Here is a 23,161-nt window from a genome sequence, read left to right as displayed (position 1 = left end):
CGTGCCCGCCGGGCCGCGGCCAGTACCCCGAGGGCGTCCGTGCACGCGGCGCGGAGCGCGTCCAGTTCGGGTGCCGCCGCCGCGGCCACGGCGGGCACGAGCAGGGGCGGACAGGGACAGACGGCAGCGGCGACCAGCATGATCGAACCCTAACGCGGGCGTGACCGCGCGTGACCACGGACGGCCGCGCCCGGCATACGCGGACACACGGCCGACCCGCGCCCGTACCCACCGATCGGCGCCCTCGCGGTCCGTCAGTCGACGGCGCACCCGCCCGTGACGGCCGGCAGCGGCGCGGGCACTCCGACCGTGGGCAGCCCCAGCAGGACACCGGCCGGCTTGACGGTCTCGCCCGCGTTCCGTCTGTCCCAGGCGTCGCCGGCACGGGTACGGCGTACCTTCCGCGTCGGTCCCTCGGCGAGGAGATGGTGCGGAGCGGCGTACGTGATCTCGACGGTCACCACATCCCCCGGGCGCACCGCCTCGTCCGGCTCGGTGAAGTGGACGAGCCGGCTGTCACGGGCGCGTCCGGAGAGCCGGTGGGTGGCACCGTCCTTGCGGCCCTCGCCCTCGGCGACCATGACCTCCAGCGTCCTGCCCACCTGCTTCTTGTTCTCCTCCCAGGAGATCTCCTCCTGGAGGGCGGACAGCCGCATGTAGCGCTCCTGGACGACTTCCTTGGGGATCTGTCCGTCCATCTCGGCGGCCGGTGTCCCGGGACGCTTCGAGTACTGGAAGGTGAAGGCCTGCGCGAAGCGCGCCTCGCGCACCACCCGCATGGTCTGCTCGAAGTCCTCCTCGGTCTCGCCGGGGAAGCCCACGATGATGTCGGTGGAGATGGCGGCGTGCGGGATGGCGGCGCGCACCTTGTCGATGATGCCGAGGTAACGGTCCTGCCGGTACGAGCGGCGCATCGCCTTCAGGACGGTGTCCGAGCCGGACTGGAGCGGCATGTGGAGCTGCGGCATCACATTGGGCGTCTCGGCCATCGCCGCGATGACGTCGTCGGTGAAGTCGCGCGGATGCGGTGAGGTGAAGCGGACGCGCTCCAGGCCCTCGACGGCGCCGCAGGCCCGCAGAAGCTTGGAGAATGCCTCGCGGTCACCGATGTCGGAACCGTACGCGTTGACGTTCTGCCCCAGCAGCGTGATCTCGGAGACGCCCTCGGCGACCAGTGCCTCGATCTCGCTCAGGATGTCGCCGGGACGGCGGTCCTTCTCCTTGCCGCGCAGCGCCGGGACGATGCAGAAGGTGCAGGTGTTGTTGCAGCCCACGGAGATGGAGACCCACGCGGCATAGGCGGACTCGCGCCGGGTCGGCAGCGTGGAGGGGAATGCCTCCAGCGACTCGGCGATCTCGATCTGGGCCTCCTCCTGGACGCGCGCGCGTTCCAGGAGGACCGGCAGCTTGCCGATGTTGTGCGTACCGAAGACGACATCGACCCACGGCGCGCGCTTGACGATGGTGTCGCGGTCCTTCTGCGCCAGACAGCCGCCGACGGCGATCTGCATACCGGGCCGCCTGGTCTTCATGGGAGCGAGCCGGCCGAGGTTGCCGTACAGCTTGTTGTCGGCGTTCTCCCGTACGGCGCAGGTGTTGAAGACCACGACATCGGCGTCCCCGTCGGCCCCTTCGGGCGCCCGGACGTATCCGGCCCCCTCCAGCAGACCCGACAATCGCTCGGAGTCGTGGACGTTCATCTGGCACCCGTAGGTGCGCACCTCGTACGTTCGGTTGTCGCCCGCTGTCCGGCTCCGGTCGCTGCTGCTCATGCGACAAGGGTAGGCGGTGCCCGGGAGCCGCCGGTCCCGGATTTCCCCCGGCGGTCCGGCCGGCTGTGCGCGGTCCGAGGGGAGGCCCCGGGAAGGAGCGCCGGGGAGCAGCCCTGGTCCTCGCGGGGAGTGAGCTGGCAGGATCGGCGGCATGTTCGCGGTTGTGTCCCGTTCCGGACGTGGTGGCAGGCGTGGCCGGCTCCTTCAGGGCGCCGCCGCGGTGGTGGTGGTGCTGCTCGGGCTGCTGGTGTGGTGGCTGCTGCCGATCGGGGCGTCGGCGCCGAGCGGGTCGGTCACCTTCAGTACGGGAGTGACCAGCGGCGTCTACCAGCGGTACGGCTCGCTGCTCAAGGAGGACCTCGGGCGCGATCTGCCGGATGTCTCGATACAGCTCAAGAACAGCGAGGGCTCGCAGCAGAACCTCGCGCGGGTGGCGAGCGGGGAGGCCGACTTCACGGTGGCCACCGCCGACGCCGTCGCCAAGTACCAGGAGGACGGGAAGCCGGGTGCGGACCGGCTGCGCGGATGTGCCCGGCTGTACGACGACTATGTGCAGCTGGTCGTGGCCAAGGACTCGAAGATCCGCTCCGTCGCCGATCTGCGCGGCAGGACGGTGGGGGTGGGACAGGAGGGATCGGGTGTCCGGCTGATAGCGGACCGGGTCATGACGGCCGCGAAGCTCGATCCGGAGCACGACATCACCCCCGTCCCGGCCGGCATCGACACCATGCCGGACCTGCTCGAACAGCACGAGCTGGACGCCTTCTTCTGGTCGGGCGGGCTGCCCACCGGTGCCGTACAGCTTCTGTGGGAGCGCCACGACATACGGCTGGTGCCGCTGGACTCGACCCTCGTGGCCAGTCTCCATGAGTCGGGCGAGGCCGCTTCCCGCTACTACCGCTCCGCGGTGATCCCCGCCGACGCCTACGGCGACGCCCAGGAAGGGCTGCCCGTATCGACGGTCGCGGTGGCGAATCTGCTGGTCACGACGGACCGGATGGACGCGGCTCTCACGGAGGGCTTCACCCGGACCGTGATCGACAGCAGGGACCGTATCGGCAAGAAGGTGCACCCCGCGCAGCTCGTGGATCTGCGGACGGCGATCTACACGGCCCCTCTGCGGCTGCACGAGGGCGCCGAGCGCTACTACCGGTCGGTCAAGCCATGAGGTCGCTCGCCCGGAGCCGGGCCGGCCCCGGCGCCTTGGGCCGGGGCCGGGGATCGCGGCCGGCTCAGGGAATCACGACGCCGGGGACGATCTCGGAACGGTCAGTGTCACCCGCAGTCCGCGCGGCTCGCCGTGCGCGTAGCTGATCGAGCCGCCGCCCGTCGCCAGCAGCGCCCGTGAGATGGACAGGCCCAGCCCTGATCCCTTGACGTTCTGATGCCGGTTGCTGCGCCAGAACCGGTCGCCGATCCTCGCCATCTCGTCATCCGTGAGACCGGGCCCCCCGTCATTGATGACGATCATCGACGTTTCACCGTTACGGGCGACTGTCACCGTGACTTCTTCACCCGCCGGAGTGAACTTCAGCGCATTGTCGATGACGGCGTCCAGCGCGCTGGAGAGCGCGATCGGATCGGTCCAGGCGGTGACCGCCGCCCGGTGCTCGGTCAGCCGGACGCCCTTCTCCTCGGCGAGCGCCCGCCAGGCCGCGACCCGTTCCGCCGCCAGTTCGCCTATGTCGGTGAGCCTCAGATCGGCGGGCGCGTGCTCGGCCAGTGCCAGGTCCAGCAGATCGTCGAGGACCTGGGCGAGACGCTTGCCCTCCGTACGGACGGAGGCGATCTCCTCGTTCCCGTCGGGCAGTTCGAGAGCGAGCAGCTCGATACGGAGCAGCAGGGCGGCGAGCGGATTGCGCAACTGGTGGGAGGCGTCGGCCACGAAGGCGCGCTGCTGCTCCAGCACGTCCTCGACGTTGTCGGCCATCTCGTTGAACGAGCCGGCCAGCCGCCGCAGTTCCGGAGGCCCTCCGGCCGCCGCCACCCGGGAGTTCATCCGGCCGGTGGCGATGTCATGGGTCACCGCGTCCAGGATCCGTACCGGTCTGAGCACCCAGCCCGTCAGCCGGATCGCGGCTCCCACGGCGAGCAGCATCGCCGCCACCTCGCCCGCGGCGATCACCAGCCAGCCCTTGAGAATGCGTGAACGCATCTGCCCGGTCGGCGAGTCGGTCACCACGACCGCGACCACATCGCCGTCCCGGACCACCGGCGAGTCAACAATGAGCCGGCGGCTCTGCCAGGGCCAGACCTGCTCGGGATCGTCGCTGCGGCGGCCCAGCAGGGCCTCCTCGAAGGACTGACGGCCCTCACCCTCCGCGGGCACCGTCCAGTTCCGCGGGGCGCGCGCCATGGCCTCGTCGTCGCGGTAGAAGACGCCGACCTTGATCCCGTACACCTCGTGGTAGCGGGTGAGTTCCTCCGCGAGCAGATCACGCCGCTCCTGGGTCCCCGGCCTGCCCTCGGCGACGAGCTGGGCGAGCGCCGCGACCCGCGCGGTGTCGTCGATCCGGTCGACGACGACGCGCTGCTGCTGCGCGCCGGCCACACTCACGGCGAGCGGGAAGCCGAGGGCGAGGAGCACGCCCGCCATGAGCACGATGAGCAGCGGCAGAAGTCGGGAACCCACGGGAGGTTACGGTCCCTGACGCGGAGCCGGGACGACCAGCCGGTAGCCCACACCCCGGACGGTCTCGATCAGCGCGGGCATCCCGAGCTTGCCGCGCAGGGAGGCCACATGGACTTCGAGCGTGCGGCCCGTCCCCTCCCAACTGGTCCGCCACACCTCGCTGATGATCTGTTCGCGCCCGAAGACGACGCCGGGCCGCTGGGCCAGCAGAGCCAGCAGATCGAACTCCTTGCGGGTGAGCTGGACCGGCTCCCCGTCGACGCTGACGCGCCGCGTGGGCAGTTCCAGGGTCAGGCGCCCGAGCCGCTGGGCGGTCTCGGCGACCGGTCCCGGCTCCTCCCCGTTCGCACGGCGCCGGCTCACGGCATGGATACGCGCGAGCAGTTCACCGGTGTCGTACGGTTTGACGACGTAGTCGTCGGCACCGAGGTTGAGGCCATGGATCCGCGACCGTACATCGGCCCGCGCGGTCACCATGATCACCGGAGTCGAGGTGATTCTCCGTATCTTTCCGCAGACCTGGTAGCCGTCCTGGTCGGGCAGGCCGAGGTCGAGCAGCACGACCGCGAACGGCTCCTTGCCCGCGTTGGCGGCGGGCAGCAGGGCCTGGAGCGCCTCCTCGCCGCTCCTGGCGTGCACGGCCTGAAAGCCGTGCTTGGCGAGAACGGCCGCCAAGGCCGCGGCGACATGATCGTCGTCCTCTACGAGCAGCAGTCTCACGGGCCCCCTTCTCGGTGGTGGTCGCGCAACGTACTTGGGCATCCACTCCGATGGTGTCGTGCCAGTCAAGAGTCTTACCGTTACGCCAAGGTTTCCGTTACCCACCCGGTACTCCCCGCAGTGCCGCCTTCACACGGTGTGTCCGGTTGCGGCCGGATCGTTATGCTCAATTCCAGCTCAGATCTGATGACGCTGGTCGCAGGGCGTGACTAAGGTCCTCCCAACCGAGGAGGACGGAGCAAGAAGCCGATGAGCGGAGTGTCAGTGACCAAGGGCACCGAGGACGCCGTGCCGGCGACGGGCGACCTGGTCGTACTGAGCAACGTGAACAAGCACTTCGGCGCGCTGCATGTGCTCCAGGACATCGATCTGACCATCGCCCGTGGCGAGGTCGTGGTCGTCATCGGGCCCTCCGGGTCCGGCAAGTCCACACTGTGCCGCACCATCAACCGCCTGGAGACCATCGACTCGGGCTCGATCTCGATCGACGGCAAGCCGCTGCCGCAGGAGGGCCGCGAACTCGCCCGGCTGCGCGCCGATGTCGGCATGGTCTTCCAGTCGTTCAACCTCTTCGCACACAAGACGGTGCTGGAGAACGTCACGCTGGGCCAGATCAAGGTCCGCAGGACGGACAAGAAGGACGCGGAGCAGAAGGCGCGTTCACTCCTCGACCGGGTGGGCGTCGGTTCGCAGGCCGACAAGTACCCCGCGCAGCTCTCGGGCGGTCAGCAGCAGCGTGTCGCGATCGCGCGGGCGCTGGCGATGGACCCGAAGGTCATGCTCTTCGACGAGCCCACCTCCGCGCTCGACCCCGAGATGATCAATGAAGTGCTCGAAGTCATGCAGCAACTCGCGCGTGACGGTATGACGATGGTCGTCGTCACCCATGAGATGGGTTTCGCGCGATCCGCGGCGAACAGGGTCGTCTTCATGGCGGACGGCCGGATCGTCGAAGAGGCCACGCCCGACACGTTCTTCAGCAGCCCGCGCAGCGACCGGGCCAAGGACTTCCTGTCGAAGATCCTGCATCACTGATCCGCGTCACCGATCTCACTGATCCCGGCTCTTCCGTACGGCTCCGGCTCTGTCGAGCCCTGTGGCTCCGCCGAGTTCGACCGCTCCACCGAGTCCCACGGCTCCGCCGATTTCCAGGGTTCCAGGGTTCCACCGAGTTCGGCTGAACCTGTTCGTCCACGTCTCACCCGAGGGAAGTTCACGCATGAAGCTTCACAAGGCAAGCGCGGCCGTCACCGCGGCTCTCGTCCTCTCCCTGACCGCGACCGCGTGCGGCGGTGACAGCGGTGACGACGGCGGGAGCGGCGACGGCGGTGGCAAGATCACCATCGGTATCAAGTTCGACCAGCCCGGACTCGGCCTGAAGAAGCCCGACGGCACGTACGCGGGCTTCGACGTCGACGTCGCCACCTATGTCGCCAAGGAACTGGGCTACGAGGCCAAGGACATTGTCTGGAAAGAGTCGCCCAGCGCCGAGCGCGAGAACCTGATCGCCAACGGCGACGTGAAGTTCGTCGTCGCGAGCTACTCGATCAACGACGAGCGCAAGAAGAAGGTCGACTTCGCCGGCCCGTACTTCCTCGCCCACCAGGACCTGCTGGTCCGCTCGGACGACAGCTCCATCACCAAGGCCGAGGACCTCAACTCCAAGAAGCTCTGTTCGGTCACGGGCTCCACCTCCGCGCAGAACGTCAAGGAGGAGCTCGCGCCCAAGGCCGACCTCCAGGAGTTCGGCGGCTACTCGGAGTGCCTGACCGGTCTGGAGAACAAGGCCGTTGACGCGCTGACCACCGACGACTCCATTCTCGCCGGTTACGCCTCGCAGCAGGAGCACCAGGGCAAGTTCAAGCTCGCGGGCCTCAAGCTCAGCGACGAGAACTACGGCATCGGCCTCAAGAAGGGCGACACCGAGCTCCAGACGAAGATCAACGAGGCCCTCAAGAAGATGGAGTCGGACGGCTCCTGGCAGAAGGCCGTGACGGCCAACTTCGGTCCTTCCGGCTACAAGAACGAGCCCGCCCCGGCGATCAGCTAGGTCCTGTCCGGTCGATCTTCGTGGATCAGCCCGGGGCGTCCGGTGAAGGGGGCACCTCCCGTGCCGTTCAGGCTACGGGTGTGCATCGCGAGGGAGGATCGCCCGCGCACTGAACGCGCTCGGGCGACTCCGGCAACGCCGCGAGGTGCCGTGCCGGGTGTTCCGGGCCCACGAGGATCGGCACACAGGGCCCACGTCGGACACGCCCCGGGCCGCAGGGCCTCGGGCGTCCGAGACAGGAGTGACGCGACGCCGGCCCGTCCGGCGGCGCGTACCGACCAGCCAACCAGGGGAGAGCGCGGGGCATCGTGTTCGACTTTCTTGATTCCGGGCAGTACGACCTGCTCGGCGCCTTCTGGGTGACGGTGCAGCTCACCCTCTACTCCGCAGTTGGTTCTCTCATATGGGGAACGCTGCTGGCCGGGATGCGTGTCAGTCCCGTGCCGCTGATGCGTGCCTTCGGAACCGCGTACGTCAATCTGGTCCGTAACACGCCCCTGACCGTGGTCATCGTCGCCTGCTCGCTGGGGCTCGGCCAGACACTCCAGATCACCCTCGGCGGCGACGACTTCAAGACGATGGGTTTCCGGCTCGCCGTGCTGGGGCTGGTCGCCTACACCGGCACCTTCGTCTGCGAGTCGCTGCGCTCCGGCATCAACACCGTGCCCGTCGGCCAGGCGGAGGCGGCCCGCGCGCTGGGCCTGAACTTCTTCCAGGTGCTGACGCTGATAATCCTTCCCCAGGCGTTCCGTTCCGTGGTGGCGCCGCTGGCCAATGTGCTGATCGCGCTGACCAAGAACACCACGGTCGCCTCGGCGATCAGTGTCGCGGAGGCCTCGGCGCTGATGAAGACAATGATCGAGAACGAAAGCAGCGCGCTCTTCGCGGTCTTCGCGGTGTTCGCCTTCGGATTCATCGTTCTCACCCTTCCGACCGGTCTGATCCTGGGCTGGGTCAGCAAGCGAGTGGCGGTGAAGCGATGAGTGCCACGTCCGTTCTGTACGACACCCCTGGTACCCGTGCCAAGCGGCGCAACATCATCTACACGATCGTGTTCCTGGTGGTCTTCGCGCTCGCCGTGTGGTGGGTGCTGGCCGCCATGGCCGACAAGAACCAGCTCGCCGCCGAGAAGTGGAGTCCGTTCGTCACGGACTCCGAGGTGTGGACGACCTATCTGCTGCCGGGACTTGGCGAGACGCTCAGGGCCGCGGCGCTGTCCATCGTGATCGCCCTGCCGTTCGCCGCGCTGCTCGGCATCGGCCGGCTCTCCGACCATGTCTGGGTCCGGGTACCGGCCGGTGTGGTCGTGGAGTTCTTCCGCTCGATCCCGGTCCTGCTGATGATGGTCTTCGCCAGTCAGCTCTACGTACAGTTCACCGATGTCTCCTCGGATCTGCGTCCGCTGTACGCCGTGGTCACGGGGCTGGTGCTCTACAACGCCTCGGTAATGGCCGAGATCGTTCGGGCCGGCATCCTCTCGCTGCCGAGCGGCCAGACCGACGCGGCGAAGGCCATAGGGATGCGCAAGGGCCAGGCGATGGCGTACGTGCTGCTGCCGCAGGCGGTGACGGTGATGCTGCCCGCCCTGGTCAGCCAGCTCGTGGTGATCGTCAAGGACACCGCGCTCGGCGGCGCGATCCTCGCCCTGCCCGAACTCCTCTCGCAGAACCGCACGATCACCGCGAACTACGGGGCCAACACCATCGCCGCGTTCACCGTGATCGCGCTGATGTACATCGCGCTGAACTTCCTGCTCACCACCTTCGCCGGATGGCTGGAGAAGCGGCTGCGCCGGGGCAGGAAGAGCACGGGCGCCGTGCTCGGTCCCGATGATGTACAACAGGCCAGTGTTCCGGGGCGCGCCCCGGACGCCAGCGGCGCCTGAGGCGGACGGGACAGGGGGTGTACGCGCCGCTCAGGCCGTCGCTTGACGCAAGCACCCCCAGTAGGTTGCATACGTTCTGTGATCACGTACCGGGCTCCTACCGCCCTTGACCGCAAGACCGCACGGGCCGGAGGGGTCGCGCCGTGGACCCGGTGATCGTCGCCGGCGCGGGCCCCGTCGGACTCGCGCTCTCCCTGGCCCTCGCCGCGCAGGGAGTCCCGGCCGTCGTCCTCGACGAGGGATCGGGTACGGACGAACAGCGTCCCGCCCGTACGGCCATACTGCGGCCCGACACCACCGCCCTGCTGGCCCGGCTCGGCTGCACCACCCTCGACGAACAGGGCACCCACTGGACCGGCTGGCGGCTGATGCGGCGCAAGCAGCTCATGCGGGAGCTGCCGCTCGGCGGTGAGGACGGCGCTCCGGCGCCGCTGCACATCCCGCAGCACGCGCTCGCGCGCGGGCTGCGGGACGCCATCGCGGGCCAGGAGCTCGTACGGCTGGTCACCGGCAGCCGGCTCGACTCGCTGGAGCAGGACGACCGGGGAGTCACCGTGCACACGCGCGGGACCGGGGCGACCTGGTGGCGCGGCAGCCATGTCGTGGGGTGCGACGGCGCCCGGTCCACGGTCCGCAAGCTGCTCAACATCCGTTTCCCGGGACGCACGGCGGTGGAGCGGCACGCCGTCGCGGCACTCCGCGTCGATCTTCCGTGGCCCGGCGAGGCGCTGCTGCACCGGCAGCCGCCCTGGCCCAGCGGCGGCGAGGAGGTCTCCGCCAGACCTCTCGCGGACGGGGTGTGGCGGCTCGACTGGCTGCTGCCCGCGCGCGGCGAGTTGGTCACCCCCGACGCGCTGGTGACCCGTTTACGCGACACCCTGGCCGGCTGGTGCGGTGCGACACCGCCGTACGAGCTGCTCGACACGGGCGTCTACACCCTGCACCACCGGCTGGCCAGGCGCTGGCGGGTGGGACGGGCGTTCCTGGCCGGGGACGCGGCTCATCTGCTGGGCGCGGTGGGCACCCAGGGGCTCGACGAGGGGCTGCGTGACGTCGCCAATCTCGCCTGGAAGATGGCCGAGGACTGGCACCGGGGGGCGACGGAGGCGCTGCTGGACAGCTATCAGGCCGAGCGGCGCACCGCCGTCGCCTCCCGGCTGCGCGCGGCCGACCAGTCGCTGCCGATACTGCGGGGCGGCGGCGGGCTGCGTACGTACATGCCGGGCGCGCGTGGACATGACACTCTGCTGGCCGACGGGCATCTGGGGCACGGGCCATTGGGGGCACCCCCGTCCTATCCGCACTCCCCCCTCGCGCCCCCGTACGCCGAGGCGCACACCACCGTGGGCACGCCTCCGGGCGGTCCGGTCGCGGATGTGCTGGTCACGGCGCCGGACGGGACGACCGTACGGCTCGGGGACCGGCTCGGACGCGGACAGCTCCTGGTGGTGCTGGTCGCGCCCGGTACGGGGGTGTGGGACCGGCGGCACTGGCTGACGGCGGGTGTGATGCCCCGGCTCGCGGCGGCGGTGGACGCCCTGCCGGTACGGGCGGAGCTGCTGGTCACCGAGGCGTATCCGGGCGCGTCCGCCCACACCGTGCTGCTGGTACGGCCGGACGGGCATCTCGTCACGGCCTTCGGCGGAGTCCGTCCCGCCGAGCTGTACGCGGCGGCCGACGCGACGCGCGGAGGCGCTCCGTCCGCTCGTTCCTCCGCCCGTTCGGAGCCTTCCGAGCCGGCATCCGCCGACCGCACTGCGAACATCAATTGACCGACGCGGGCGCACATGGTGTACTCCGGAACGTGACTGACACCGATGTGCGCCTGTGGCGGAGGGTCCATATGGACCTGCTCCGCTATGCGGGCTGCGTGTGTCGCCCGTCCTGTTGATTCGCCCTTTCTCTTCACGCGCTCGCCGCCTCCGACGCGGCAGCACACTCTCGCGAACATCTCAGGACGGTCACCATGTCTCTCCCCGTACGTAGCTCCGCGCCCGACACCACCACCGACTCCGGGGCTTCCACCGCGACCTCGCCCTCCGCCGCCTCGCCGGCCTCCGGCCCCACCCCGGCCGAGCTGCTCGACTTCGTCCGCAGGACGGCCGCCGACAGCGAGCTGATCTCCTCGCTCCCGCTCGATCCCGAGGGCCGTACCTGGATCCGGCTCGACGGTCCCGCGGGCAGTGAGGCCTGGCTGATCGGCTGGCCGCCCGGTACGGGCACCGGCTGGCACGACCACGGCGGCTCGCACGGCGCGTTCGCCACCGCGGCCGGCGCGCTCAAGGAGGACTCGCTGGCGGCGCGGCTGCCCACCGAGGGGTGGAAGACACTGGAGCTCGCCGAGGGTGTCGACCGTGAGCGGAAGCTGACGGCGGGCGAGGGCCGGGCGTTCGGCAGGCACCATGTGCACGAGGTGCGCAATGAGTCGGGCGCCGAGCACGCCGTCTCCGTCCACGCGTACTTTCCGCCGCTGCCGCTGATGCGCCGGTACAGCCGTACGGGCGCCGTGCTCCGCCTTGAGCACGTCGAGCGTCCGGAGGAGTGGCAGTGAGCGGGCGGACGGGAAGCGGAGGCGGGGAGACCGAGCCGGTGGTGACCGGGGTGGCCGGGACCGGGCCGGTGGGGACACCGGTGGGGATAGACGAACTGCTGGAACGGGTCCGTGAGGACCTGGAGCGGATGGAGCCGCGCGAGGCCTTCGAGGCGGCGGAGGAAGGCGCGCTGCTGGTGGACATCCGGTACGCGGCGCTGCGGGAGCGCGACGGGCTGATACCGGGAGCGCTGGTCGTCGAGCGCAATGAGCTGGAGTGGCGGCTCGATCCGCTGGGCAGCCACCGCGCCGCCGAGGCCACCAGCCATGATCTGCACGTGGTCGTGATCTGCAACGAGGGATACGCGTCGAGTCTGGCCGCCGTTTCCCTGAAGGCCCTGGGACTGCACCGCGCGACCGACCTCGTCGGAGGCTTCCAGGCGTGGAAGGCCGAAGGACTGCCGGTCGTACGGTGAGTTTGTGACCGCTGCCCGTACCTGACCGCCGGCGGGCAAAGCGCGTGATCACCGCCGGGCCGCCGCCGCCTCGACCGGGGTACCGGGAGGGTGAGCGGGGTGACGGGCGCCGCCATGCGGGTGGCATTCGCGCGGACATTCGCGGCGGCCGGTCGGCTGCCAGGACCGGTCCTGGGCTCTGCCCAAGGTGCTCGCGACACCCGCGACCGCTCCCAGGGCGAGGGCCTCGCGAGAGAGTGAGCGCTCGGCGGACTCCCCGGCGTACCGTATCGGGACCATTCGCTGCCACTCCTCAACGCCCCGGCGGGAAAGGCCAGTTCGGGCACGCTGCCCGGATCCGGCGATCGCCTCGACGCGCTGCCCGCGTTCGGGCGCCCCGGCCGGGCAGGGGCCTGGAGCGTGGCGAGGTCGCTGATCCCGGTGATTCGGGCGGAGCCGGGTCCCCGCGCCATGACCGCACAGTGCTCTGCGCGCAGGTCTCTGTGCACCGGAGCAGACCCATGTCATAGGACCCATGTCATAAGGGTGGGCCCCACCCCGTCGGCTCCGAAGGGAAGGTCCGAGGCCCTAGAAGAGACCCTCGTCCAGTCCCTCGGTGTCCTCGCCCTCCTCCTCCAGCGCCTGTCTGACCACGCGCAACGCCATGCCCTCCGCATATCCCTTGCGGGCCAGTATCCCCGCGAGCCGACGCAGCCGCCGGTCGCGCTCCAGACCGCGGGTGGCCCGGAGCTTGCGGGCGACCAGCTCGCGGGCCGTCGCCTCCTCCTGATCCGCGTCCAGTTGCCCGACCGCCTCGTCGATCAGGGCGGCGTCCACCCCCTTCGTACGCAGCTCACGCGCGAGGGCCCGACCGGCGAGTCCTCTGCCGTGGTGCCGTGACTCCACCCAGGCGTCCGCGAACGCCGCGTCGTCGATCAGTCCCACGTCCTCGAAGCGGGAGAGCACCTCTTCGGCGGCGTCCTCGGGGATGCCCCGCTTCTCCAGCGCGTCCGCCAGTTGCTTACGGGTGCGCGGAGTCCCGGTGAGCAGGCGCAGACAGATCGCCCGCGCCCGCTCCACCGGATCCTGGGGCGACAGCTCCTGCTCGGCCCTCGACGAGTCGAAGCTGTCGCCCGGTCCTTCCGTTCGCCCCGTTCGCCGCCTCTTGTCACCAGGCACGGTACGGATCAGCTCTTGGCCGCTGCCGCCTTGGCCGACTTGGCCTTGGAGGCGGTGGCGGGTGCCGACTTCACCGGTTCCTCGGCCGGGGCCGGAGCCTGGGCGGGAGCGGCCGCGTCCGCGCCGGGCTCGGTCTTCGTCTCCGGCCTGACACCGACCCCGAGCTTCTCCAGGATCTTCTTCTCGATCTCATTGGCGAGATCGGGATTGTCCTTGAGGAAGTTACGGGCGTTCTCCTTGCCCTGGCCGAGCTGATCGCCCTCGTAGGTGTACCAGGCGCCGGCCTTCCGGACGAAGCCGTGCTCCACGCCCATGTCGATCAGACCGCCCTCGCGGCTGATGCCCTGGCCGTAGAGGATGTCGAACTCGGCCTGCTTGAAGGGCGGCGCGACCTTGTTCTTGACGACCTTGACCCGGGTGCGGTTGCCGACGGCGTCGGTGCCGTCCTTCAGCGTCTCGATCCGGCGGATGTCGAGGCGCACCGAGGCGTAGAACTTGAGCGCCCGGCCACCGGTCGTGGTCTCCGGCGAGCCGAACATCACACCGATCTTCTCGCGGAGCTGGTTGATGAAGATCGCGGTGGTCTTCGACTGGTTGAGCGCGCTGGTGATCTTCCGGAGCGCCTGGCTCATCAGCCGGGCCTGAAGACCCACGTGCGAGTCGCCCATCTCGCCCTCGATCTCCGCGCGCGGCACCAGGGCGGCGACGGAGTCGATGACGATGAGGTCGAGCGCCCCGGAGCGGACCAGCATGTCCACGATTTCGAGCGCCTGCTCGCCGTTGTCCGGCTGGGACAGGATGAGATTTTCGATGTCGACGCCGAGCTTCTTCGCGTACTCGGGATCGAGGGCGTGCTCGGCGTCCACGAAGGCCACCGCGCCGCCCGCGCGCTGTGCGTTGGCCACGGCGTGCAGGGTCAGGGTCGTCTTGCCGGAGGACTCGGGGCCGTACACCTCCACCACGCGTCCGCGTGGCAGGCCGCCGACGCCCAGGGCGACGTCCAGCGCGGTCGATCCGGTGGGGATGACCTCGATCGGCTCGTTCGGCCGCTCGCCGAGGCGCATCACCGCGCCCTTGCCGAATTGCCGTTCAATCTGTGCGAGCGCGGCGTCGAGCGCCTTCTCGCGGTCGGTTCCTGCCATGGGTTCCACCCGATTTGCTTGTGTCGATCGCTTCACGTCGAAGACGCTATCCCCTGCCACTGACAACGCGTCCCGGCGTCCTCCCGGCCTGTGGACAACTCCGCTGAAACTCCCTCGGTGTCCGCGCGATCCGCACGGCCGGCCGGATCCCCATAAGAATGGATGTTCGATTTTAGTGTCAAGCGTTTCCCTCGGCATGCCGAGGACCGGCACCGCGCAGGGGCCTTGCGCGGGTCGGTCCGGCGCGGGCCCCGGGCGGGCCCGTGCCGCGTAACGGGCACCGCCCGCGCAGGGCCCCGCCCGCTACGGCCGCCGGCCGTCCTGCCGGGGCCCGCCGTCCTCCGCCGGGGCCGCCCGGACGGGCTCCGGGCCGTCGTCGGCCCGCAGCACACGCCGTACCTGCCCCAGGACCGACCGTCCGGGGCGCGGACTGCCGCCCCGCACCCGCGCGTCGTCCATCACGTCGTACCGCCTCACATACGCGCCGAGGAACGCCTGCAGCGTGGCGACCGCCGGGATCGCGATCAGCGCGCCCACCGCGCCCAGCAGCGCCGTACCCGCGACGACCGAGCCGAAGGCCACCGCGGGATGGATGTCGACGGTCCTGGCCGTGAGCTTCGGCTGGAGCATGTAGTTCTCGAACTGCTGGTAGATCACCACGAACCCGAGCACCCAGAGCGCGTACCAGGGATCGATGGTGAAGGCGATCAGCATGGGCAGCGCGCCCGCCAGATACGTACCGATGGTCGGGATGAACTGGGAGACCAGCCCCACCCAGATCGCGAGCGCCGGCGCGTAGGGCACGCCCAGGATCTCCAGCAGGATGTAGTGCGCGACCCCGGAGATCAGTGCCATCAGCCCGCGGGAGTAGAGATAACCGCCGGTCTTGTCGACCGCGATCTCCCAGGCGCGCAGCACCTCCGCCTGCTTGGCGGGCGGCAGTACGGAGCAGAGAGCGCGCCGCAGCCGGGGTCCGTCGGCCGCGAAGTAGAACGAGAACAGGAAGATCGTGAGCAGCCGGAACAGCCCGCCCAGCAAGGTGGTGGAGATGTCGAGGACACCGGTCGCGCTGTTCTCCACGTACTTCTGGAGCCAGTCGGAGTGCAGCAGGCTGTCCTGGACGGCGACCCGGGACAGCTCCGTACGAAGGGTCCCGTTGAGCCAGTTGATCACCGAGTCGAGGTACTGGGGGAAGGATTCGACCATGTCGATGATCTGACTCGCCAGGATCGAGCCGAGCATCACCACGAAGCCGACGCACGCGACCAGCACCACGAAGAAGACCAGGAATGTGGCGAGTCCACGCCGCATACCGTGCGCCGCCATCCGGCTCACCGCGGGCTCGACCGCCAGCGCGAGGAAGAAGGCGATCAGCACATTGATCAGCAGTCCGATGAGCTGATGGAACGCCCAGCTTCCCAGCTGGAAACAGGCGACGAGCGCCAGCGCGAGGATCATGGCGCGTGGCAGCCAGCGTGGCATGGGCACCTGACCGCCGGTCCTGGCACCCGCTCCCGCGCTGTTCCCCGCGCCGCCCCCGCTTCCCGGCCCGGCACCGCCACCGGACTCGGTATCGGCGGCCGGGGCAGGCCGTGTGTCCGCGGTCATGTCCGCAGGCGCGGGCGCGTCCAGGGGAGCGCTCGGTGAGGGAATCGGCGGAGTGCCGGGCGGTCGCCCGCCCGCCGCGTCCGGTGCGGTCTCGTCGTTCTCGTCAGTCGGTGCCACCGGGCCAGTGTCGCCCACCACCGGGGCATCCGGTCCCTGGTCACGGCCCTCTCCGGCCACCGGCGTCCCCGTCACCGCTTCTCCGGCGGAACGCCCATGGCTGCGCAGACCGCCCGCCAGACATCCTTCGCCTCCCAGCCCGCGTCGAGCGCCTCATGCACCGTACGGCCGCCCAGTTCGGCCATCACATGGTCACGGGCGAAGGAGTCGGCGTAGACCGCGCCGAAGTGGTCCGCCATCCGCTCCCAGAAAATCGTCAACCGCATGGCACCAGTATCGCGCCCCTGGGAGTGCCGCATGGCTGGTCTCCCTCGCCTCCGGCACTTTCCGCCCTACGGTCGGAGCATGGCCGGCACAGCGGCAACGACCGCGTCCCCCCCTCGCCCGCGCGGAGCGCTTCATCTGGCTGACGGCCCGGGTGCTCGAACAGCGGCGGTTCGCGTACCACTTCCTGGACGGCGGGCCGGACCGGACCGGCCGGGACCGCGGCGGGGACGCCGTCGAAACGGCCCTCACGGCGTATCGCGGGGAGGACGGCGGCTACGGCCACGGGCTCGAACCGGATCTGCGCGGTCCGGTCAGCCGGCCGCTCCACACCGCGCACGCGCTGCGCGTCCTCGACTCCATCGGCCGCTGCGACGGACTGCGGGTCGAGCGGATCTGCCGCTGTCCCACAGCGGTGTCGACACCCGAGGGCGCACTGCCCGCGCTCCATCCCTCCCTGCGCGGCCATCCGTTCGCGCCCTTCCTGCCGGTCGTCGACGATCCGCCGGGCGATCTGTCGGCGACCGGCCCGGTGGTGGGCCTGCTGCACCAAAACGAGGTGTGGCACGCCTGGCTCTTCCGCGCCACCGACTTCTGCTGGGCCGCCGTCGACGCGCTAACGGAGTCGGACCCGTACGACTCGCGTCGGTACGAGATCGAGGCGGCGGTCGCCTTTCTGGACGGTGTCCCCGAGACCGGGCGCGGGCCGAGGCGGCGGCGGACCGGCTCGGTCGGCTGGTACGGGCGCGGCGGCTGGCGGTACTCGATCCGGAGCGCCGGGAGGAGTACCCCGTACCACCGGGGTACGCGCCGGGCGAACAGCGCTTTCCGCACGACTACGCGCGCGTGCCGGAGTCGCCGGCCCGCCACTGGTTCACGGATGACGAGATGGCGCGGTCGCTCGACTTTCTCGCGGCTCAGCAGCGGGAGGACGGCGGCTGGCCGGTCTCCTGGCGCCGGTGGGCGCCGGGGACCGCGCTGGAGTGGCGGCCGATCGTGACCATCGAGGCGCTGCGAACCCTGTGCGCTCACGGCCGTACGCTCGACGCGCGGTGTCACTGAGGCGTGTCCGGCGGACCTTCGGGGGCCCGCCCGACAGGGCCCGGTCCCCGGCGCGTGACAGGGCCGGGTCCTCGGCGCACGGGCCGCCACGGGCCGCCGCCGGTCACCGCTCCGTCAGCCGCCGATCGCCCGTACTCCCGCCGTGACGGCCACCGCCGCTGCGACGACCACCAGGAACGGAGCGCGCAGCACCAGCGCGAGCGCCGCCGCCGCGAGCCCCGCGCCCCGGGCGTCCAGGACGAGCGCGCCGTTCGCGCTGAAGGTCTGCTGCGCGGTGAGCGCGGCGAGCAGGGCGACGGGCAGCAGCGCCGCGAGCCGCTGGACGAGTGGACGTTCCAGCACACCGGCGGGAACGAGCAGACCGAGCAGTTTGACGAGGTAGCAGCCGACGGCTGTCACACCGATCGCGATCCAGATGTTCAACGGTCCGCTCCCTTCCGGCGGACCGTACCGGTCCCGCGGGCGGCGAACCGCCGTCCTTCGAGCCAGAGGACGGCGGGTGCGGCGAGGGCCGCGACGAGCACCGGGACCCCGGCGGGCAGCACCGGCAGGAAGCCCAGCCCCAGGACGACCGCGAGGCCCGCGACGACCCGCTCGGTGGCGGTACGCAGCATGGGCGCGAGCAGCGCGAGGAAGACTGCGGGCCCGGCCGCGTCCAGCCCCCACGCGGCGGTGTCGCCCAGGGCCTCCGCGCCCAGGGCTCCGGCCAGGGTGGTGAGGTTCCACAGCACGTAGAGCGACAGCCCCGTCACCGTGAAGCCGATCCTCGCGCCGCGCCGCGTCGGCTGAGCCAGGGCGACGGCCGTGGTCTCGTCGATCACCCATTGGGCGGCCAGCGGACGGACGGGCCCCGGCAGCCGGAGCAGCTGGGACAGCCGCAGTCCGTAGAAGGCGTTGCGCACACCCAGGAAGAACGCGCCCGCCGCCGCGGTGAGCGGATTGCCGCCCGCCGCGAGCGCGCCCACCAGGGCGAATTGCGAGGCGCCGGTGAAGACCAGCAGGCTCAGCGCACAGGTCTGGAGGACGGAGAGCCCCGCGCCCGCCGACGTCACGCCGAAGGCGAAGCCGGACAGTCCCACGGCGACACCGACGCCCAGGGCGTCACGTACGACGGCCGAGTCGGGCTTGGGCCCGGAGGCGGGCGCGGGCCGGGGCGCGGAGGCGGGCACGGGCCGGGGCGCGGAGGCGGGCACGGGCGGCGCGTCCAGGGATTCGGGTACGGATGCGGATGTTGTCTGATCTGACACGTCCTGAACGCTACGGGGCCTGATCCTGACCGATCTTGTACGTTCTTGCGCTCCGGACCTCCGTGGCCTTGACCTCGTCGGCCCTGACCTCTGCGGTTTTGACCTCTCCGGCCTTGACCTCCGTGGTCCTGACCGCCTCGGGTCCGGGTGCGTTGGGTCCGGGCACCCTGGGTCCGGCCGCCCTGGTCCTGGCCGGCAGCCAGCCCTCCGTTCGGGCCAGGCGCCGTGCCGTACGGACGAGCGCGGCCACGGTCGGCGGCGCGTCGCGCGCCCAGGCCATCTGGAGATCGATGGTCGGCAGCTCGTCCAGCAGTGTCACCGCGACCATGCTCGCGGGCAGGTGCGGCCGGAGCGAGGCGGGAAGGATCATGAAGTCCCCTCCGCTCAGGGCCGATCCCAGAGTGCGCAGTCCCGGCAGCCGCTTCTCCCACACCTCGAAGGACTCTCCCGAGACGCCCAGCGCCGCGAGCACTCCGTCGTGATAGCGCGGCGCGACGGCCCTCGGGAAGAACCGCAGGATATGACCGCGCAGCTCACGCAGGGCCAGCGCGTCCCGTCCCGCCAGCGGATGACGGATGTCGAGCACGGCGGTCAGGGGATCGCGCCGCAGGGTCGCCGTACGGTGGCCGGGCGGTATGGGCACGAGCCTGCCGAGGAGTACGTCGATCTCGCGTTCGCGCAGGGCGGCGGCGAGTTCGACGTCCCAGGCCTCCCGCGCGTCGATCTGGATCCCGGGGTGCTCCTCCCGCATCGCCGCGAAGAGTTTGGGCATCTCCTCGAACGCCGTCGTGACGGTGTAGCCGATACGGAGAACACCCGTACCGGCCTGGCCGATCAGCCGCACCCGCCGCACCATGTGGTCCGTCTCCCGAAGGACGCGGCGGGCCGACTCGATGAACACCAGGCCCGCCTCGGTCGGCCGGGTGGGCCGCCGGTGGAAGAGCGCGACGCCCAACTCGCGCTCCAGCGCGGCGATCTGACGGCTCAGCGGCGGCTGGGTCATATGGAGCAGTTCCGCGGCGCCCTCGAAACCGCCCGCGTCGGCGACCGCGATCACATACCGCATGAGCCGCAGATCGACGGACATACCCGGAGGGTATCCGAGCATTCCCGACGGGTGGGCCCATCGCGTCGACACCTCCGAACCGGGCTGTCAGGGTGAGATCAACGGGCCAGGCACCGGCTTCGGCGTCCCGTACTTCCCACGAAATCCCCTGCGAAGGACGGAGTTCCGTCATGAGCGGCACCAGGAACCACGCCACGCACCACCCCACGGACAGCACCACGGACAGCACGACCGGCAAAACGACGGAGAGCACCGACGGCACCATGGGCCGGACCGTCGCGGACCACTCCACCGCCACCGCGGACCTTCCGCCGCCGACCCGCCGTACGGTCGTCGGCGCGGGAGCCGCCACCGCGGCGGCGTTCCTGGCCACGGGGGCGCTGTCCGCGCCCGCGGCGGCCTCCGCCGCTCCGGCGGATCTCATCCTCAAGACCGTGCCCGGCACCGGCGAGCGGCTCCCGGCGATCGGTCTCGGCTCCTTCATGACCTTCGACGCGCCGACAGGACAGCCCTCCCGCGCGATCCTGGACGTGGTCCGCAGGCACTGGTGCGCGGGCGGCCGGGTGTTCGACTGCTCACCTCTGTACGGATCGGCCGAGGCCGTGCTGGGCGCCGCCACCGCCTCGCTCGGCATCAGCGAGCGGATCTTTGTCACCGACAAGGTCTGGGCGACGGGCGAGCATCTCTGGGACACCTCGCACGCGGAGAGCAATGTGCGGCGTTCGCAGAAACGGCTGCGTCGAAGGCGGCCGATCGATGTGGTGCAGATACACAGTCTGGTCAACGTCGATGTGATGGTGCCTCTGTTGCACGCGCTGAAGAAGGAGGGACAGATCCGGCAGCTCGGTGTCTCGCACCATGACCCCATGTACTTCCCTGTGATGGCCAACTGGGTGGAGCGAGGCGATCTGGACTTCGTACAGGTCCACTATTCGATCCACACACGGGCGGCGGAGAACAGTGTGCTGCGGGCAGCGGCGGACCGGGGTGTCGCCGTTCTGGTGAACATGCCCCTGGAGAAGGCCCGGCTGCACCACGCGGTCGAGGGCCGGCGCCTGCCGCGGTTCGCCGCCGAGTTCGGCATCCGGACCTGGTCGGAGTTCTTCCTCAAGTGGGTCATCTCGCATCCCGCCGTGACCGTGGCCCTGCCCGCCACCTCGCAACCCGAGCATGTGGCGGAGAACGTGGCGGCCATGCGCGGTCCGCTGCCCGATCCCGACACTCGGGAACGGATGGTGCGCCATATGGAGACGATCCCGGCGTTCCACCGGATCGGCTCGATGCCCTGGTATCCCGGCAAGAGCTATCCCGGGCTGGTGTCCACGGCTCAGGAGGCGCTGCGGCGGCGCAGCCCGTGGTGGGCGTAGCCGCGGTCCGGACGCGTCCGCGAACCCTCAGCCCGGCCCGGCCGTGCCCGCGGGATCCGCGGCGCCTTCGCCTTCTGTGCCCGCGCGTTCCGTGTCCGCGCGATCCGTGCCACCTCCGCGTTCCGTGCCCGCGCGCTCCTTACGGTACGCGCCGGGCGGCACGCCGACGATCCGGGTGAAGTGCCGGTGGAGATGCGGCTGGTCGGTGAAGCCGACGGTCACGGCCGCCTCCGCCGGCGCCGTACCGGCGTCGAGGAGCCGGCGGGCACGCCGTACCCGCGCGTCCGTGAGCCAGGTGTGCGGAGGCAGGCCGTAGGCGTCCTTGAAGGCCCGCAGCAGTGCGAACGGGCTGGTGCCGAGATCGGCCGCGAGCCGCTCCAGGGACGGCGGATCGGCCATCCGCTCCTCCAGCACGGCACGCGCGCGTGCCGCGATCCTCGCTCCGGCCCCGCGTATCGCGCGCTGCGGGAGGACACCGCCGTTCAGCCGCAGCAGTCTGGTCACCGCGATCCTCAGCAGGGTGTCGGCGGCCAGCGCGTTCCCCTCGTCGGCCGCGCGCAGCACCCGGTGGACGAGGCGCGCGGCGTACGGGTCGTCCACCACCGGGGCCATGAAGCCGGGTGCGCCGCGGATCCCGGTGGTCTCCGCCGCGATCGAGGCGACGACGTCGGCCGCCGGATAGACGGCTCCGTACCGCCAGCCCTCGGGGCCCTGGGCATGACCGGTGTGCGCCGTCTCCGGGTTGATCAGCGCGAGCGCGCCGGGGCCCGCGTACCGGTTGGCGCCGCCGTGGTGGAAGACCTCGACGCCCTCCGTGATCGCGGCGATGACGAAGGTCTCATGGGTGTGCCGGGCGAAGGTCTTGTCGATGTAGCGGGCGCGCAGGAGATCGACACCGGGCAGATCGGGGTAGTGCCAGTGCCGTGCCTGTTCCCGTCTCGCCATGTGCCCATTCTGCCGCCCGTCCACAGGCGGTTTCCCCAGGTCCGGGCGATTGTCGGTGGGTGGGTGCACGATGGGGGACATGGCAAGGACCGCACTCGACTCCTTCTCCCCCGCGACCCGCGGCTGGTTCACGGGGGCCTTCTCCGCGCCCACCGCCGCGCAGGAGGGGGCCTGGCGCGCCATCGAGCGGGGGTCGGACGTGCTGGTCGTGGCCCCGACCGGCTCCGGCAAGACCCTGGCCGCCTTTCTCGCCGCCCTGGACCGGCTGGCTTCGGTGCCTCCCCCCGCGGAGGCCCGGAAGCGCTGCCGGGTGCTGTACGTGTCACCGCTGAAGGCGCTCGCCGTCGATGTGGAGCGCAATCTGCGCAGCCCGCTCACGGGAATCCGGCAGGAGTCCGTGCGGCGCGGGCTGCCGGAGCCGGAGGTGCGGGTCGGTATCCGTTCGGGTGACACCCCGGCCGCCGAGCGCCGCTCGATGGCCACAAGACCGCCGGACATCCTGATCACCACGCCCGAGTCGCTGTTCCTGATGCTCACGTCCTCCGCGCGGGACGCGCTCGCCGGGATCGAGACGGTGATCGTGGACGAGGTGCATGCCGTCGCCGGGACGAAGCGGGGGGCCCATCTCGCGCTGTCCCTGGAGCGGCTCGACGAGCTGCTGCCCCGCCCCGCGCGCAGGATCGGGCTGTCCGCGACGGTGCGTCCGGTGGAGGAGGTCGCCCGCTATCTGTCGCCGCAGCGCAGGGTGGAGATCGTCCAGCCGCCCTCCGCCAAGGAGTTCGACCTCTCCGTCGTCGTCCCGGTCGAGGATCTCGGCGAGCTGGGCGGCTCGCCCGCCTCGGAGACGGACGGCGCGCAGAGACCGTCGATCTGGCCGCATGTGGAGGAGCGGATCGCCGATCTCATCCAGGCGCACCGCTCCACGATCGTCTTCGCCAACTCCCGCCGGCTGGCCGAGCGCCTGTGCAACCGGCTCAACGAGATCGCGTACGAACGCGCCACGGGGGCCGTGCCCGACGGGGGCGGCGCCGCCCCACCGCTGCCCGAGGCGCACGCGCCGGCCCAGGTCATGGCCCAGTCGGGCGCGGCCGGAGGCGCGCCCGCGCTGCTCGCCCGCGCC

21 protein-coding genes and 2 pseudogenes are annotated in these 23,161 nt (G+C 70.7%); 12 read left to right on the top strand and 11 right to left on the bottom strand.

Translation table 11 applies throughout. From position 1 onward, the window contains the following. Window positions 1-254: 254 nt before the first annotated feature. Window positions 255-1,772, bottom strand: a complete 1,518-nt coding sequence (gene miaB / locus BFF77_RS05050) for a tRNA (N6-isopentenyl adenosine(37)-C2)-methylthiotransferase MiaB (protein WP_066944202.1) — start codon at window positions 1,770-1,772, stop codon at window positions 255-257. A gap of 151 nt (window positions 1,773-1,923) precedes the next feature. Between miaB and BFF77_RS05045 the strand changes: the two genes are divergently transcribed. Beyond that, the gene (locus BFF77_RS05045) at window positions 1,924-2,940 is read left to right on the top strand and encodes a TAXI family TRAP transporter solute-binding subunit (protein ID WP_066944200.1); all 1,017 of its coding nucleotides are present in this window, start codon (window positions 1,924-1,926) and stop codon (window positions 2,938-2,940) included. Between the two features lie 72 nt (window positions 2,941-3,012). On the opposite strand, the gene BFF77_RS05040 is transcribed toward BFF77_RS05045, so the two are convergent. Together BFF77_RS05040 and BFF77_RS05035 are read right to left on the bottom strand one after the other, a co-directional pair. Further along, window positions 3,013-4,404, bottom strand: coding sequence for a sensor histidine kinase (locus BFF77_RS05040; protein ID WP_066944198.1), 1,392 nt, complete (start codon window positions 4,402-4,404; stop codon window positions 3,013-3,015). Between the two features lie 6 nt (window positions 4,405-4,410). Continuing rightward, window positions 4,411-5,124, bottom strand: coding sequence for a response regulator transcription factor (locus tag BFF77_RS05035; RefSeq protein ID WP_066944197.1), 714 nt, complete (start codon window positions 5,122-5,124; stop codon window positions 4,411-4,413). Window positions 5,125-5,373: 249 nt separating this feature from the next. Between BFF77_RS05035 and BFF77_RS05030 the strand changes: the two genes are divergently transcribed. The 8 genes from BFF77_RS05030 (at window position 5,374) to BFF77_RS05000 (ending at window position 12,065) form a co-directional block, all read left to right on the top strand. Then, the gene (locus BFF77_RS05030) at window positions 5,374-6,159 is read left to right on the top strand and encodes an amino acid ABC transporter ATP-binding protein (protein ID WP_066944195.1); all 786 of its coding nucleotides are present in this window, start codon (window positions 5,374-5,376) and stop codon (window positions 6,157-6,159) included. Window positions 6,160-6,343: 184 nt separating this feature from the next. Next, complete coding sequence (locus tag BFF77_RS05025) at window positions 6,344-7,174, top strand: glutamate ABC transporter substrate-binding protein (protein WP_066944193.1); 831 nt, start codon at window positions 6,344-6,346, stop codon at window positions 7,172-7,174. A gap of 308 nt (window positions 7,175-7,482) precedes the next feature. Further along, complete coding sequence (locus BFF77_RS05020; RefSeq protein ID WP_066944191.1) at window positions 7,483-8,157, top strand: amino acid ABC transporter permease; 675 nt, start codon at window positions 7,483-7,485, stop codon at window positions 8,155-8,157. Further along, window positions 8,154-9,059 (top strand): amino acid ABC transporter permease, encoded by a 906-nt coding sequence (locus tag BFF77_RS05015; protein WP_066944189.1) that lies wholly within the window; start codon window positions 8,154-8,156, stop codon window positions 9,057-9,059. The genes BFF77_RS05020 and BFF77_RS05015 overlap by 4 nt, the downstream gene beginning before the upstream one ends. Before the next feature lie 143 nt (window positions 9,060-9,202). Beyond that, entirely contained in the window at window positions 9,203-10,831 is a 1,629-nt protein-coding gene (locus BFF77_RS05010) for an FAD-dependent monooxygenase (protein ID WP_066944187.1), read from the top strand. 32 nt (window positions 10,832-10,863) lie between these two features. Further along, window positions 10,864-10,950: a putative leader peptide gene (locus tag BFF77_RS38055; protein ID WP_311307652.1), complete on the top strand. Its 87-nt coding sequence runs from the start codon at window positions 10,864-10,866 to the stop codon at window positions 10,948-10,950. Between the two features lie 75 nt (window positions 10,951-11,025). Continuing rightward, window positions 11,026-11,610, top strand: coding sequence for a cupin domain-containing protein (locus BFF77_RS05005; RefSeq protein WP_079124843.1), 585 nt, complete (start codon window positions 11,026-11,028; stop codon window positions 11,608-11,610). Window positions 11,611-11,648: 38 nt separating this feature from the next. After that, entirely contained in the window at window positions 11,649-12,065 is a 417-nt protein-coding gene (locus BFF77_RS05000; protein ID WP_245703248.1) for a rhodanese-like domain-containing protein, read from the top strand. A gap of 567 nt (window positions 12,066-12,632) precedes the next feature. On the opposite strand, the pseudogene recX reads toward BFF77_RS05000, so the two are convergent. The 4 genes and pseudogenes from recX to BFF77_RS04980 all read right to left on the bottom strand — a co-directional run. Then, a pseudogene (gene recX, locus BFF77_RS04995) lies at window positions 12,633-13,343 on the bottom strand (recombination regulator RecX); the annotation flags it as partial. Further along, window positions 13,232-14,365 (bottom strand): recombinase RecA, encoded by a 1,134-nt coding sequence (gene recA / locus BFF77_RS04990; protein WP_066944180.1) that lies wholly within the window; start codon window positions 14,363-14,365, stop codon window positions 13,232-13,234. The pseudogene recX and the gene recA, both read right to left, overlap by 112 nt. Window positions 14,366-14,668: 303 nt before the next feature. Then, complete coding sequence (locus BFF77_RS04985) at window positions 14,669-15,847, bottom strand: AI-2E family transporter (RefSeq protein ID WP_066944178.1); 1,179 nt, start codon at window positions 15,845-15,847, stop codon at window positions 14,669-14,671. A gap of 314 nt (window positions 15,848-16,161) precedes the next feature. Continuing rightward, entirely contained in the window at window positions 16,162-16,356 is a 195-nt protein-coding gene (locus BFF77_RS04980; protein ID WP_066944175.1) for a DUF3046 domain-containing protein, read from the bottom strand. A gap of 134 nt (window positions 16,357-16,490) precedes the next feature. Between BFF77_RS04980 and BFF77_RS04975 the strand changes: the two are divergent. Continuing rightward, window positions 16,491-17,416 (top strand): annotated as a pseudogene (locus BFF77_RS04975) (hypothetical protein). Between the two features lie 114 nt (window positions 17,417-17,530). Here the strand turns inward: BFF77_RS04975 and BFF77_RS04970 are convergent. The 3 genes from BFF77_RS04970 to BFF77_RS04960 all read right to left on the bottom strand — a co-directional run bounded on the left by BFF77_RS04970 (window position 17,531) and on the right by BFF77_RS04960 (window position 19,750). Next, window positions 17,531-17,839 carry an AzlD domain-containing protein gene (locus tag BFF77_RS04970; protein ID WP_066944174.1) on the bottom strand — a complete coding sequence of 103 codons (309 nt, stop codon included), beginning with the start codon at window positions 17,837-17,839 and terminating at the stop codon, window positions 17,531-17,533. After that, the gene (locus BFF77_RS04965; RefSeq protein WP_425424340.1) at window positions 17,836-18,609 is read right to left on the bottom strand and encodes an AzlC family ABC transporter permease; all 774 of its coding nucleotides are present in this window, start codon (window positions 18,607-18,609) and stop codon (window positions 17,836-17,838) included. The genes BFF77_RS04970 and BFF77_RS04965 overlap by 4 nt, the downstream gene beginning before the upstream one ends. Before the next feature lie 64 nt (window positions 18,610-18,673). Then, on the bottom strand, window positions 18,674-19,750 hold the full coding sequence (locus BFF77_RS04960) for a LysR family transcriptional regulator (protein WP_169922613.1): 1,077 nt from the start codon (window positions 19,748-19,750) through the stop codon (window positions 18,674-18,676). Between the two features lie 149 nt (window positions 19,751-19,899). Here BFF77_RS04960 and BFF77_RS04955 point away from each other — a divergent pair, with 149 nt between their 5' ends. After that, on the top strand, window positions 19,900-21,096 hold the full coding sequence (locus BFF77_RS04955) for an aldo/keto reductase (protein WP_107422078.1): 1,197 nt from the start codon (window positions 19,900-19,902) through the stop codon (window positions 21,094-21,096). A gap of 27 nt (window positions 21,097-21,123) precedes the next feature. Here the strand turns inward: BFF77_RS04955 and BFF77_RS04950 are convergent, their stop codons facing one another. Further along, window positions 21,124-22,041, bottom strand: coding sequence for an AraC family transcriptional regulator (locus tag BFF77_RS04950; RefSeq protein ID WP_066944169.1), 918 nt, complete (start codon window positions 22,039-22,041; stop codon window positions 21,124-21,126). A gap of 79 nt (window positions 22,042-22,120) precedes the next feature. On the opposite strand from BFF77_RS04950, the gene BFF77_RS04945 reads away from it, so the two are divergent. Beyond that, a partial coding sequence (locus BFF77_RS04945; RefSeq protein ID WP_211280157.1) for a DEAD/DEAH box helicase occupies window positions 22,121-23,161 on the top strand: 1,041 nt, incomplete at its 3' end.

Source organism: Streptomyces lushanensis (genome assembly GCF_001700515.1).
In the GTDB taxonomy this organism is placed as follows: Bacteria; Actinomycetota; Actinomycetes; order Streptomycetales; family Streptomycetaceae; genus Streptomyces; species Streptomyces lushanensis.
The sequence above is the reverse complement of the archived record's forward strand: the minus strand, read 5'-3'. Positions and strand labels throughout refer to the sequence as shown.

Excerpts from the sequence above, each read along its gene's own strand:
- miaB (WP_066944202.1), bottom strand. The coding sequence starts at position 1,772 with ATGAGCAGCAGCGACCGGAGCCGGACAGCGGGCGACAACCGAACGTAC.
- BFF77_RS05045 (WP_066944200.1), top strand. The coding sequence starts at position 1,924 with ATGTTCGCGGTTGTGTCCCGTTCCGGACGTGGTGGCAGGCGTGGCCGG.
- BFF77_RS05030 (WP_066944195.1), top strand. The coding sequence starts at position 5,374 with ATGAGCGGAGTGTCAGTGACCAAGGGCACCGAGGACGCCGTGCCGGCG.
- BFF77_RS05025 (WP_066944193.1), top strand. The coding sequence starts at position 6,344 with ATGAAGCTTCACAAGGCAAGCGCGGCCGTCACCGCGGCTCTCGTCCTC.
- BFF77_RS05015 (WP_066944189.1), top strand. The coding sequence starts at position 8,154 with ATGAGTGCCACGTCCGTTCTGTACGACACCCCTGGTACCCGTGCCAAG.
- BFF77_RS05005 (WP_079124843.1), top strand. The coding sequence starts at position 11,026 with ATGTCTCTCCCCGTACGTAGCTCCGCGCCCGACACCACCACCGACTCC.
- recA (WP_066944180.1), bottom strand. The coding sequence starts at position 14,365 with ATGGCAGGAACCGACCGCGAGAAGGCGCTCGACGCCGCGCTCGCACAG.
- BFF77_RS04985 (WP_066944178.1), bottom strand. The coding sequence starts at position 15,847 with ATGCCACGCTGGCTGCCACGCGCCATGATCCTCGCGCTGGCGCTCGTC.
- BFF77_RS04980 (WP_066944175.1), bottom strand. The coding sequence starts at position 16,356 with ATGCGGTTGACGATTTTCTGGGAGCGGATGGCGGACCACTTCGGCGCG.
- BFF77_RS04960 (WP_169922613.1), bottom strand. The coding sequence starts at position 19,750 with ATGTCCGTCGATCTGCGGCTCATGCGGTATGTGATCGCGGTCGCCGAC.
- BFF77_RS04955 (WP_107422078.1), top strand. The coding sequence starts at position 19,900 with ATGAGCGGCACCAGGAACCACGCCACGCACCACCCCACGGACAGCACC.
- BFF77_RS04950 (WP_066944169.1), bottom strand. The coding sequence starts at position 22,041 with ATGGCGAGACGGGAACAGGCACGGCACTGGCACTACCCCGATCTGCCC.